Source organism: Candidatus Enterococcus willemsii, from assembly GCF_009933335.1.
Classification (GTDB): Bacteria; Bacillota; Bacilli; order Lactobacillales; family Enterococcaceae; genus Enterococcus_F; species Enterococcus_F willemsii.
Genome location: NZ_MAEL01000042.1, coordinates 36093 through 49595 on the forward strand (window position 1 = coordinate 36093; position 13503 = coordinate 49595).

The 13503-nt window shown below is 36.7% G+C and carries 12 protein-coding genes; all 12 read left to right on the plus strand.

Annotation, left to right across the window (positions count from 1 at the left end; all coding sequences use genetic code 11):
- The first annotated feature begins 13 nt into the window (after window positions 1-13).
- Window positions 14-979, plus strand: coding sequence for a phospho-N-acetylmuramoyl-pentapeptide-transferase (gene mraY, locus BAU17_RS07855; protein ID WP_161902260.1), 966 nt, complete (start codon window positions 14-16; stop codon window positions 977-979).
- 45 nt (window positions 980-1024) lie between these two features.
- On the plus strand, window positions 1025-2383 hold the full coding sequence (gene murD, locus BAU17_RS07860) for a UDP-N-acetylmuramoyl-L-alanine--D-glutamate ligase (RefSeq protein WP_161902261.1): 1359 nt from the start codon (window positions 1025-1027) through the stop codon (window positions 2381-2383).
- A 22-nt stretch (window positions 2384-2405) separates the two neighbouring features.
- Entirely contained in the window at window positions 2406-3497 is a 1092-nt protein-coding gene (gene murG / locus BAU17_RS07865) for an undecaprenyldiphospho-muramoylpentapeptide beta-N-acetylglucosaminyltransferase (RefSeq protein ID WP_161902262.1), read from the plus strand.
- A gap of 94 nt (window positions 3498-3591) precedes the next feature.
- Window positions 3592-4527: a cell division protein FtsQ/DivIB gene (locus tag BAU17_RS07870; RefSeq protein ID WP_231474363.1), complete on the plus strand. Its 936-nt coding sequence runs from the start codon at window positions 3592-3594 to the stop codon at window positions 4525-4527.
- 153 nt (window positions 4528-4680) lie between these two features.
- Complete coding sequence (ftsA, locus tag BAU17_RS07875; RefSeq protein ID WP_161902263.1) at window positions 4681-6000, plus strand: cell division protein FtsA; 1320 nt, start codon at window positions 4681-4683, stop codon at window positions 5998-6000.
- 23 nt (window positions 6001-6023) lie between these two features.
- Window positions 6024-7250: a cell division protein FtsZ gene (ftsZ, locus tag BAU17_RS07880; protein ID WP_161902264.1), complete on the plus strand. Its 1227-nt coding sequence runs from the start codon at window positions 6024-6026 to the stop codon at window positions 7248-7250.
- Window positions 7251-7264: 14 nt separating this feature from the next.
- Window positions 7265-7939: a YggS family pyridoxal phosphate-dependent enzyme gene (locus BAU17_RS07885; protein ID WP_161902265.1), complete on the plus strand. Its 675-nt coding sequence runs from the start codon at window positions 7265-7267 to the stop codon at window positions 7937-7939.
- 13 nt (window positions 7940-7952) lie between these two features.
- Window positions 7953-8567, plus strand: a complete 615-nt coding sequence (locus tag BAU17_RS07890; RefSeq protein ID WP_161902266.1) for a cell division protein SepF — start codon at window positions 7953-7955, stop codon at window positions 8565-8567.
- A gap of 32 nt (window positions 8568-8599) precedes the next feature.
- Window positions 8600-8854: a YggT family protein gene (locus tag BAU17_RS07895; protein ID WP_325166801.1), complete on the plus strand. Its 255-nt coding sequence runs from the start codon at window positions 8600-8602 to the stop codon at window positions 8852-8854.
- A 16-nt stretch (window positions 8855-8870) separates the two neighbouring features.
- Window positions 8871-9653 (plus strand): YlmH family RNA-binding protein, encoded by a 783-nt coding sequence (locus tag BAU17_RS07900; RefSeq protein ID WP_161902268.1) that lies wholly within the window; start codon window positions 8871-8873, stop codon window positions 9651-9653.
- A gap of 21 nt (window positions 9654-9674) precedes the next feature.
- Window positions 9675-10367, plus strand: a complete 693-nt coding sequence (locus BAU17_RS07905) for a DivIVA domain-containing protein (protein ID WP_161902269.1) — start codon at window positions 9675-9677, stop codon at window positions 10365-10367.
- 273 nt (window positions 10368-10640) lie between these two features.
- Entirely contained in the window at window positions 10641-13445 is a 2805-nt protein-coding gene (gene ileS, locus BAU17_RS07910) for an isoleucine--tRNA ligase (RefSeq protein WP_161902270.1), read from the plus strand.
- Window positions 13446-13503: the final 58 nt, after the last annotated feature.

Here is a 13503-nt window from a genome sequence, read left to right on the forward strand (position 1 = left end):
GGGGAGAACAACTATGGAATGGACAAAAATGATTTTGCCGATTGCAAGTAGTTTCGGTATTACTGTTGCTACGATGCCGCTATTTATCGGTTATTTTCAAGCAAAAAAATATGGGCAAGAAATTCGAGATGAAGGACCAGAATGGCATAATATCAAAGCTGGTACGCCAACCATGGGAGGCGTGGTCTTTCTAGTTGCTTCAATTATCACAGCCATATGGGTAGGTGTTTGGCAACAACAAATGACACCATCACTGTCCATTTTATTGTTTATCCTAGCACTTTATGGTTTACTTGGGTTTTTAGATGATTTTATTAAAATCTTTAAAAAACGTAATATGGGCTTAAATTCATTGCAAAAATTAATTGGCCAAATTATTGGTGGGATTATCTTCTATGTGGTCTTTTTAATGGAAGGTAATGAGAATGTGTTGAATATTTTTGGTTATTCATTGCCACTTTCTTATTTATACGGTGTGTTTGCTGTTATTTGGTTAGTTGGTTTTTCAAATGCCGTGAATTTAACAGATGGTATTGATGGATTAGTTTCAGGATTAGGGACGATTTCATTTGCTACCTATGCAATTATTGCATGGTATCAAAATCAAATTGATGTCCTAATTTTATGTTTGAGTATTATTGGTGGGTTAATTGGCTTCTTCTTATATAATCACAAACCGGCAAAAATTTTTATGGGCGATGTTGGTTCGCTAGCTTTAGGTGGCTTGTTAGCTGCTATTTCCATCATGTTGCATCAAGAATGGACATTGTTGCTAATTGGTTTAGTTTATGTGATTGAAACAGCCAGTGTCATGTTACAAGTGACTTCTTTTAAATTAACAGGCAAACGAATTTTCAAGATGTCTCCGATTCATCATCATTTTGAAATGAGCGGTTGGACTGAATGGAAAATCGATGGTGTCTTCTGGCTAGTTGCATTAGCTTGCTCAGCGTTGACACTAGTAATATATTTTCTATAAACAGACTTAAATGTTTAATCAGACTATCCGTGGGAGATGAAAGCAATGAAAAAAATTGTTGACTATAAAAATAAAAAAGTGCTGGTCTTAGGATTAGCAAAAAGCGGATTTAGTGCGGCCAAATTGTTACATGATTTGGGCGCACTTGTTACCGTTAATGATGGAAAACCATTTGAAGAAAACCCAGAAGCACAAGATTTACTAACTTTGGGTATCAAAGTTATTACAGGTAGTCATCCAATCGAATTATTAGACGAAGATTTTTCACTGGTTGTGAAAAATCCAGGGATACCATATACACAACCACTAGTAAAAAAAGCGGTGGAAAAGAAAATTCCAATCTTAACAGAGGTGGAGTTAGCCTATCAAGTTTCAGATGCACCAATTATCGGTATTACTGGAACAAATGGTAAAACAACAACAACAACAATGATTGGACAAGTACTGAATGCAGGAATGTCAAAAGGCACAGCACGTCTTTCTGGTAACATAGGTTATCCTGCAAGTTCAGTGGCACAAGAAGCTGTGTCAGAAGATTACTTAGTGATGGAGTTGTCTAGTTTTCAATTAATGGGCATTGAGACATTCCATCCAGCGATTGCTGTCATTACGAACTTATATGAAGCGCATTTAGACTATCATGGTAGTCGTGAAGAATACGTCGCAGCTAAATGGCAGATTCAAAAAAATATGACCTCACAAGATGCAATTGTTTTAAATTGGAACCAACAAGAATTACAAGAACTTGCTAAAACAACGAAGGCTAGAGTCGTACCATTTTCAACGCAAGAAGTTGTGGCGGGAGCCTATGAATTAGACGGACAATTATATTTTAAAGACGAAATTATTTTACCGGTTGCTGAGTTAGGCGTTCCGGGAAAACATAATATTGAGAATGCATTGGCTGCAATTGCGGTTGCCAAATTATCAGGAATTGATAACCAATCAATTGCCGAAGCGTTACGAACATTTTCGGGAGTGCCACATCGTACCCAATATGTAGGGAAAATAAATGACGTTCGTTTCTTTAATGATTCAAAAGCAACGAATATTTTAGCTACAGAAATGGCGTTAGGTGGATTTGAGCACGAAAAATTAATTTTATTGGCAGGCGGTTTAGACCGTGGCAATGGCTTTGAAGAGTTAATTCCGTCATTAAAAGGAATCAAAGCGATTGTGTTATTCGGTGAAACAAAATATAAACTAGAAGATGCAGCTAAACAAGCAGGGATTCCAATTATTCGTTTAACAGATAATGTTGAAACAGCGGTTCCTTTAGCCTTTGAATTAAGTATTCCAGGAGATACAATCTTATTGTCACCTGCGAATGCCAGTTGGGATCAATATCCTAATTTTGAAGTGCGAGGCGAACGATATATTGAGGCAATGAAGGCCTTAAAATAAAAAATAGAGTGAGGAATGCAAGATGAAAGTTTTAGTTACTGGTGGAGGAACAGGTGGTCACATCTACCCTGCTCTTGCATTTGTTAAATATGTAAAAGAAAAAGTACCGACTGCTAGTTTTTTATATGTAGGAGCGACTAGAGGATTAGAAAATAAGATTTTACCTCAAACGGATATTCCATTTAAAACTTTGGAAATCCAAGGTTTTAAACGTAGTTTATCCTTTGAAAATGTAAAAACGATTCAGTTGTTTTTCAAAAGTATTCGAGAAGCAAAGAAAATCTTAAGAGAGTTTCAACCAGATGTAGTTATCGGAACAGGTGGATATGTGTCAGGTGCCGTTGTCTATGCAGCAGCAAAGATGAATATTCCAACTATTGTTCATGAGCAAAATAGTGTACCTGGAATGACTAACAAATTTTTAGCACGCTATGTAGATAAAGTAGCGATTGCTTTTGAAGATGCCGCGCAATTTTTTCCAAAACAAAAGACGGTATTGATAGGTAATCCCCGTGCGCAAGAAGTTGGTGCAGTCGAAAAATCTGATATTCTAAAAAAATACAATTTAAAAACAGACAAAAAGACGGTTTTAATTTTTGGTGGGAGTCAAGGAGCATTAAAAATTAATCAAGCTGTTGTAGCAGCTATCCCAGCATTTTCAACCAAAGAATACCAAATTTTATATGCATCGGGTGAACGTTACTATCAAGAAATTGAGGAAACGATTGGTATGACCAAAGATGCGTTTTCTAATATTAGTATTCAACCGTACATTAATCAAATGACTGAAGTGATGGTTAACTGTGATTTACTAATTGGTCGAGCGGGAGCGACCTCAATAGCTGAATTTACAGGACTTGGTTTACCAGCAATTTTAATTCCTAGCCCTTATGTCACAAATGATCATCAAACGAAGAATGCAGAAAGTCTTGTTCATGCTGGTGCAGTGAAAATGATTCGAGATAATGAACTAACTGCGGATAATCTTGTGACAGCTGTAGATGAGATTATGTCGAATGAAGCGCTACGTAATCAAATGGCAAAGGCATCGAAAGAGCAAGGAATTACGGATGCTTCTGAGCGCTTGTTTCAACTGGTTAGTACATTAATTTAAAGAGGAGGCGATTGTCATTAGTACCGATAAAGGACCAAAAAATCCCAAAAATCCTACTGAAGAAGAGTTGACCCCTTGGCAAAAAGAGCATTTATTGTATCTTGAAAAAAATGGACATGAAGAACCAGCTGAAACAGAGGAAGCAAATGAAGAGACAACAAATATGGAAGAGAAAGCGAATGACTCAGAAGAGACTGAGGATGATACAGAGAGTGTTGATGAATCTGAACGAGTTTCATTTGCAGATCGTCTCCCAAAACTAAAAGAATACCGTAATAAGCAATTGTATCAACGATTATTATTATTGACACTTCTTTTTTTAGCACCGCTTTTAGTAACTGTTTATTGGATTTCGCCGTTAAATCAATTAGCGGAAGTTACTGTCAAAGGGAATCAAAAAGTTGCTGCTGAGACGATTATTAACGCATCTAATTTGAAAATCCATGAAAGTTTGTGGCCACAATTTTTTGAACGGCAATCAACTGTAGCGCAAATTAAAAAACAGGTGCCGCGGGTAAATGATGTGACAATTACAATTAATCATTTGAATCAGTTTACAATTGATATAACCGAGCATCAGGAAGTAGCGCTGTTAGTCAAAGGAAAAGAATATTTGCCGATTTTAGATAACGGGTTAATTATTGAAGATCCACAAAAAGAAGCAAGTCAAGATAAAGTGATTTTCGAAGGTTTTAAAGAAGAAGCTAAAATTTTAGAAACCTTAACAGCTTATCATAAATTAGCGAAAGAAATTCAAGAAGGGATTTCACAAATAAAATATGCTCCTACAGCGAAAAATGATCAATTATTAAATTTATATATGAATGATGGCAATCAAGTAATTGTAAATATTTCAAACATGGCAAGTCAAATGAAGTATTATGCACAAGTTGCTAAAGAACTGGATAGTAAAGGAATCGTTGATATGGAAGTCGGCATTTTTGCCTACCCATACCCAACGTCAGATTCCTCAACTGACGAATCTAGTCAAGAAACTGTTACAGAAAGTAATGAAGAAATAAATTTTTAATATAATTGTCATATATTTTTTGCGAACTTCTTTCTCAAATGGGCTAAACTATGGTAAAATTGATAGCAGTGAATAAATGATTTAATATATAACTAAATACGTAAGCAATACGTTTGAGGTATATGGAAATTAAGGTAGGAGGGAACCCCATCCATGGCAAAAACGGGAATGTATGTTGGCCTAGATATTGGTACAACATCAGTTAAAGTTGTTGTAGCTGAATACGTTGAAGGCCAAATGAATATCATTGGTGTTGGAAATGCAAAATCAGAAGGAATTAATCGCGGAATCGTTGTTGATATTGATAAAACCGTACAAGCTATCCAAAGAGCTGTGCGTCAAGCAGAAGAAAAAGCCGGAATTCAAATTCGCAATGTGAATGTTGGATTACCTGCAAATTTATTGGAAGTTGAACACTGCCAAGGCATGATTGCGGTAAGCAGTGAATCAAAAGAAATTACAAATGAAGATGTACGAAATGTCGCTTCAGCAGCCTTGGTACGTTCTATTCCACCTGAAAGACAAATTATTACAATTATGCCTCAGGAATTTACTGTCGATGGCTTTGAAGGAATTAAAGATCCACGAGGAATGATTGGTGTCCGTTTAGAAATGATTGGTGTTGTCTTCACAGGACCAAAAACCATCATTCATAACATCCGTAAGTGTGTCGAAAAAGCTGGACTAGTTGTAAATGAATTGGTCATTACTCCATTGGCATTAACAGAAACAATTTTATCCGATGGCGAAAAAGATTTTGGAACGACTGTGATTGATATCGGTGGCGGTCAAACAACAGTTGCTGTTATGCATGACAAACAATTGAAATTTACAAATGTGAATCAAGAAGGTGGAGAGTTTGTTACAAAAGATATCTCTACTGTTCTAAATACATCTTTCAATAATGCCGAAGCTCTAAAAATCAATTATGGTGATGCGTATCCAGATAGAACATCTGCAAGCGAAGAATTCCCTGTAGACGTTATCGGTAAATCAGAACCAGTTAAAATTGATGAACGCTATTTATCAGAAGTGATTGAAGCGCGTATGGAACAAATTTTTGTGAAAGCAAAAGATGTTTTAGATGAAATTGAAGCATTAGAACTACCTGGAGGCATTGTCTTAACAGGTGGCGCAGCTAGTCTTCCCGGCGTGGTAGATTTAGCACAAGAAATATTTGGCGTTAATGTAAAACTTCATGTTCCTAATCATATGGGATTACGTAATCCAGTCTTTACAAATGTGATTAGTATTGTTGATTACTCAGCTAATTTAAGTGAAGTCTATCAAATGGCTAAAAGTGCTGTGACTGGTGAAAAAGCGTTAGAACAACCAAGCGCTGTTCAACCAGAACCAATGTATGAGCAACCACAATATGAACCAGAAGAGGTTACTTATCAAGAACCAGAAGAGCAACATAGAGAAGGTTTTACAAATAAAGTAAAAAATCTCTTTTCTAACATTTTTGATTAACAAACGCAGGAGGAAGATAAATTATGGAATTTTCAATTGATAATAACATCAACGACGGCGCTGTCATTAAAGTTATCGGTGTCGGAGGCGGAGGCGGAAACGCTGTAAACCGCATGATTGAAGAAAATGTAAAAGGCGTTGAATTTATTACAGTCAACACAGATGTTCAAGCATTAAAAAATTCAAAAGCAGAAACAGTTATCCAATTAGGGCCTAAATATACACGTGGTCTTGGTGCAGGTTCTCAACCAGAAGTTGGTCAAAAAGCTGCGGAAGAAAGTGAAGAACTTATTCGTGAATCATTAGAAGGCGCAGATATGGTCTTCATCACTGCTGGTATGGGTGGCGGAACTGGTACTGGTGCCGCTCCAATCGTAGCGAATATCGCAAAAACTTTAGGCGCATTAACAGTCGGCGTTGTTACACGTCCATTTACTTTTGAAGGACCAAAACGTGGTCGTTTTGCTGCAGAAGGTATCGCAAAATTAAAAGAAAATGTCGATACATTATTAATTATTTCAAATAATCGTCTACTAGAAGTTGTCGATAAAAAGACGCCAATGCTAGAAGCATTCCGTGAAGCAGACAATGTTTTACGTCAAGGTGTACAAGGTATTTCAGACTTAATTACAGCACCTGGTTACGTAAACTTGGACTTTGCTGATGTGAAGACCGTTATGGAAAATCAAGGAACAGCATTAATGGGAATCGGCGTTGCTAGCGGTGAAGAACGTGTCATCGAAGCAACGAAAAAAGCTATCTCTTCTCCATTGTTAGAAACATCTATTGACGGTGCAGAACAAGTACTATTAAACATCACTGGTGGATTAGACATGACATTGTTTGAAGCACAAGATGCTTCTGATATTGTTGCTGGTGCAGCAGCTGGCGATGTAAATATTATCTTAGGAACTTCAATTAATGAAGAACTAGGTGATGAAATTCGCGTAACAGTTATTGCGACAGGAATTGACCCATCAAATCGTGAAAACAGATCTTCACGTACTCGTCAAACACAAGCAGCACCACAAAAGCCAGTTTTTGAAATGGATCAAGCAAAACCCGTTCAAGAAGAAAATACAACATTTGGTGATTGGGATATTCGTAAAGAACAAAATGTTCGCCCTCGTGTAGAGGATTCTCAACTAGAATCAATGGAAAAAAAAGAATTTGATACATTCAATCGTGAAGAATCAAAATCAAATGACGATGAGTTAAATACTCCGCCATTTTTCCGTCGTAAAAGATAAAGGAGGAAGAGTACATGATTTCTGACAACTTGCGAAAGGTAGAGCAAGAGATTCGGGATTCCTGTGCTCTTGTTTCTCGTCAGCCAAAAGATGTTACTTTGATTGCTGTTACAAAAACAGTCGACACAGAAACAACAATTGAATTGGTTCAGCAAGGTGTGACACACTTGGCAGAGAACCGAATGGAAAAATTTTTAGAAAAAAAGGAGAAAATGTCCGCTTTTTCTAATGTTTCGTGGCATTTTATTGGCAATTTGCAGCGTAGAAAGGTAAAATCAGTTATAAATGAGATTGACTTTTTTCATGCCTTGGATAGCATAAAACTTGCAAGTGAAATTCAAAAACGAGCAACCAAAAAAATTAATTGTTTTGTTGAACTCAATATTTCTGGGGAAGAAAGCAAGCATGGTATTCCTCCAAAAGAATTAGAAACATTTATTCAGCAACTTGAACCGTATGATCAAATTTGTGTGGTGGGGTTAATGACAATGGCACCTTTCGATTCAACAATTGAGGAACAACATCAACTTTTTGCTCACTTAAAAACACTGCAAGAAGATATAGAACGTAAAAAGCTTCCCTTTGCACCATGTACAGAAACAAGTATGGGAATGTCTAATGATTTTGCAATTGCTATTCAAGAAGGTGCAACCTTTGTAAGAGTCGGTACAGCGTTATTCAAAGAGTAAAGGGGGAAAACCCATGTCGTTTTTGGCAAAAGTATCAACATTTTTTGGGCTAGAAGATGAAGAGTACATGGAAGAAGAGCAAGTACGCCAACCTAGACCAACGAAACAGCCTAGACCATCTAGACCAGTGGCACAAAAACCTGCGCCACAACAAACACCTAGTCCTAGAGCGACTGTTCAGCAAAACGCATTTGATGCGAGAAGAAAGAAAGCACCAGTGAAACAGACTACAGAGACTGTGCGTAAACCTTCAGAGCAACCAAGAATGCAATCTACTAGAGAACAAGTAAAACCACAAGAAAAGAAAGTTGTTTCTATGAGACAATCACAACAACCAGTCCAAGAAGCAAGCTCTGCAAGTAAAATTACGATTATCCAACCACGCGTTTATTCTGAAGCGATGACAATTGCTAAACATGTGATGAGTGGTGAATCGGTACTTGTTAATTTTCACTTAATTGAAGAGTATCAAGCACGTCGAATCGTTGATTTTCTGACTGGAACAGTGTACGCTGAGGATGGAGATATTAAACGAGTGGCAGACGAAATCTTCTTATGCACACCAAAAGGAACAGAGATTGATGGCACTGCACAATCACTTGTTGATAATAACTTTTTTGATGTTTAATTAAGGAGGACAAGCGTATATTAATTTACACAATTGTAGATTTGTTAAGTAGAGTAGTCTACATTTATACGATTTTATTAGTTATCTATGCACTGTTGTCTTGGTTTCCAGGTGGATACCAATCATCATTTGGTCGATTTTTAGCAAAAATATGCGAACCATATTTAAGTCTGTTTGACCATCTAAATTTATCTATTGGTATGATGAATTTCAATATTGCATTTGCAATAATTGTTTTACAATTAGCATCACAAGCGTTGTTTCGTATCATTTTAGCAATCTTTTAACGGAAGGGGTGAGTCGATGAACGCAAATGTCTATCAACATTTTCGGTCTGATGAACACCCTTTTATTGATACAGTAGAAGATTGGATCGAGCAAGTAACGATGCAATATGCTCCATTGCTAACTAATTTTTTAGATCCTAGACAAGCCTATATATTAGAGACATTGGTTAGACAAAATACAGATTTAAAATTCCAATTTTTTGGCGGATATGAAGCAGCTGAACGAACACGCTGTTTGATTTTTCCTGATTATTATCAGCCAGAACAAGACGAGTTTGATATTGCGCTATATACCATTAATTATCCGAAAAAATTTACTACTTTGAGTCATGGGAAAATTTTAGGAACATTAATTGGTTCAGGTGTCAAACGCGAATTCTTTGGGGACATTATCTCAGATGGAGAGAGCTGGCAAGTATTTGTTGCCAAGGAGGTTTCTTCTTTTGTGGAACTTCAAGTCACAAAAATGGGAAATGTCAGTGTACGATTAGAGAAAAGCGATTATACACAAATTATTATGCCCAAAGATGGTTGGACACCAGAGCGTGAAACAGTTAGCTCACTACGTTTAGATACAGTTATTTCTAGTGTCTTTAACATTTCAAGACAACGTTCCAAACAATTAATTGAATCAGGAAAGATAAAAATTAACTGGACTGAAAATACTAGACCAGATTTTATGCTCGATTTGTTGGATATTGTGTCGATTCGAGGCTTTGGTCGTTTACAAATTCAAGGAATTGAAGGAACGACTAAAAAAGAAAAAATACGATTGTTACTAGGTGTTTTACGTAAATAACTAAAAGAGGTGGATAAAAAAATGGCATTAACTCCATTAGATATTCAAAATAAAAGCTTTCCAGTAAAAATGAGAGGCTATGAAAAAGATGAAGTCGATGATTTCTTAGACTTAATTGTACGTGATTATGAAGAAGCGATTCAAAAAAATCGTGAGTTAGAAAAATCTTTACGTCATGCAGAAGAAAAGTTAGAGTACTTCAATGAATTGAAAGATGCATTGAACCAATCAATCATCGTGGCACAAGATACTGCTGATAAAGTAAAAACAAGTGCAAGTAAAGAATCTGATGTCATTGTGACGTCTGCTCAAAACAAAGCGAATGAATTAGTCGCAACCGCTGAAAAACGTGCGTATGCATTAACAACAGCAGCTGAAGAAAAAGCGAAAGAGATTTTAACAGAAGCAACTGAAAATGCTCGTCAATTAGCAACTGAAACAAATGACTTGAAGAAGAAAACCAAAGTCTTCCATAATAATTTATCAGTTATGCTACAAGCTCAATTAGAACAAGTGAAGAGCCCAGAGTGGGAAGAAATTTTAGCACCATTCTCAAGCTATGTACAAGATAGCCATGAAGTGATTCGCGAAGTTTTATCAAAAGAGCTTGACAATGAAAATGATTCTGCAGTAAACTCAGAAGAAGCAGTCCAAGAAGATGATTTAGAGATTGTAGAAGCAACTGAAAAAGTTGTCGAAGTTACTGAAGATTAATAGATGATATGAAGTAGAACAGAAAAGCTGGATGCATTTTTAAAGCGAATCAGGGAGAGTGTAAGCCTGAGAAAACCCTGCATTGAGCCAGATCCTCTACACATCTTGATTTTGAATAAAAGTAGAAATCAACGGCTGATTCCGTTAACAATCACTAAAGAAAAACAATTTGTTTTTAAACTTTGGGTGGTACCACGACACGTTCGTCCCTGTTAGCGGGGAGGAGCGTTTTTTTATACCCAAAGTAATTACTAATCAGAGGAGCAATCAAAAATGAAAATGAAAGATACGTTACACCTTGGAAAAACAGCTTTTCCAATGCGTGGTAATTTGCCAAATCGTGAAGGGCAATGGCAAAAGGAATGGGAAGAACAAGATATTTATGGTCAACGTCAAAAGTTAAATGAAGGTAAACCGACATTTATTTTACATGATGGGCCTCCTTTTGCGAATGGAAATATCCATATTGGTCATGCATTAAATAAAATTAGTAAAGATATTATTGTGCGTTCAAAATCAATGTCTGGCTTCCGTGCGCCGTATGTTCCAGGTTGGGATACACATGGTTTGCCAATCGAGCAAGTATTAACAAATAAAGGAATTAAACGTAAAGAAATGTCTACAGCCGAGTATCGTCAAAAATGTTATGATTATGCCTTAACACAAGTTGATACGCAAAGAGAAGATTTTAAACGCCTAGGTGTTTCTGGTGATTGGGAAAATCCTTATATTACTTTGACACCTGATTTTGAAGCAGCAGAAATCCGTGTCTTTGGTAAAATGGCTGAAAAAGGTTATATCTATAAAGGATTAAAACCAATCTATTGGTCGCCATCTAGTGAATCTTCTTTAGCAGAAGCAGAAATTGAATACAAAGATGTGAAATCTCCTTCCATTTATGTTGCTTTCAAAGTAGCGAATGGCAAAGGTTTACTAGATGAAGATACCTCATTTGTTATTTGGACAACAACACCATGGACGTTACCGGCTAACTTAGGAATCTCGGTAAATCCAGAATATACGTATGTACAAGTTAATGCAGATGGTCGTAAATTTATGGTTGCGAAAGATTTATTAGCAACAGTTACAGAAGCAATTGGTTGGGAAAATGTGGAGATTTTACAAGAATTCGCAGGTGACCAATTAGAAAATATGACTGCGCAGCATCCATTTTATGATCGTACATCATTAGTGATGTTAGGAGATCATGTTACTTTAGACGCAGGTACTGGTTTAGTTCATACGGCACCTGGTCACGGGGAAGATGACTACATCGTCAGCAAACGTTATAACTTAGAAGTGATTTCTCCTGTTGATAGCCGTGGTTGCTTTACGGAAGAAGCACCAGGATTTGAAGGGATTTTCTATGATAAAGCGAACCCAATGATTACAGAGTTGTTAAAAGAAAAAGATGCTTTATTGAAACTCGATTTCTTCACGCATAGCTATCCACATGACTGGCGTACAAAAAAACCAGTAATTTATCGTGCGACACCACAATGGTTTGCATCAATTGATAAATTCCGTGAAAATATTTTAGATGAAGTTGAAAAAGTTGATTGGATTATCCCTTGGGGTAAAAACCGTCTGTACAATATGATTCGTGATCGTGGTGACTGGGTAATCTCTCGCCAACGTGCATGGGGTGTACCATTGCCAATTTTCTATGCAGAAAATGGCGAAGCAATTATTACACCAGAAACAATTGAACATGTGGCACAATTATTTGGCGAATTTGGCTCAAATGTTTGGTTTGAACGCGATGCAAAAGAATTGTTACCAGAAGGATTCACTCACCCAGGTTCTCCAAATGGCGAATTTACGAAAGAAACAGATATTATGGATGTATGGTTCGATTCAGGCTCTTCTCATGAAGCTGTGTTACGCCAAAGAGAAGATTTAGCTTTCCCTGCAGATATGTATCTTGAAGGTTCTGACCAATATCGTGGTTGGTTTAATTCAAGTATTACAACAAGTGTTGCTATTAATGGTGTTGCACCGTATAAAGCAGTCTTATCTCAAGGGTTTGCTCTAGATGGTGAAGGCCGTAAGATGAGTAAATCATTGGGCAATACAATTGTTCCAAGCAAAGTCATTAACCAAATGGGTGCAGATATTTTACGTCTATGGGTAAGTAGTGTGGATTACGAATCTGATGTACGTGTGTCAATGGATATTTTAACGCAAGTATCTGAAGTGTATCGTAAAATCCGTAACACGATGCGTTTCTTAATTGCCAATACTGAAGACTTTAATCCGAAAACGGATGCTGTAGCATTTGAAGATTTACGTTCTGTTGATAAATACATGACCGTACGTTTGAACCAAGTAATTAAAGAGATTCGTGAAAATGGGTATGAACAATATAACTTTATTCATATTTATCGTACTGTCATGAACTTCTTGACAGTTGAGCTATCTTCATTCTATTTAGACTTTGCCAAAGATGTTGTTTATATTGAAGCAGCAAATGATTATCAACGTCGTTCTATGCAAACAGTCTTTTATCAAGCTGTCGTAGCTTTAACGAAATTATTGACACCAATCATTCCACATACTGCGGAAGAAATTTGGTCATTCTTGAAAGAAGACGAGGAATTTGTACAATTAGCAGAATTCCCTGAATACCAAGAATTTCCAAATCAAGCAGAATTATTAGATACGTGGTCTGCGTTTATGGATTTCCGTGACAATGTCTTGAAATCGTTAGAAGTTGCGCGTAATGAAAAATTAATCGGTAAATCATTAGAAGCAAAAGTAACAATTTATCCTAGCGAAACAATTCAAATGTTATTAACAGCAGTAGATACAAACTTACCACAATTATTGATTGTGTCTCCTGATTTCTTTGAAGTCAAAGCAGTTGGTACCGACGTGCCAGCAAATGCTCAACAATTTGAAGATGTTGCTATCTTAATTGAAAAAGCTGATGGTGAAGTTTGCGAACGTTGTCGTCAAGTGAAAGCCACAGTAGGTTCTCATAGCCATGAAGGTTTAGAAACATTATGTGAACATTGTGCAGAAATCGTGACAAGTGAATTTCCTGAAGCAGTAGCAGAAGGTTTTGAAACGAAATAGCAAGAAAGCCCGCCAATTCGGCGGGCTTTTAGTATATAAATAAGCGAGCCAGTCTGGC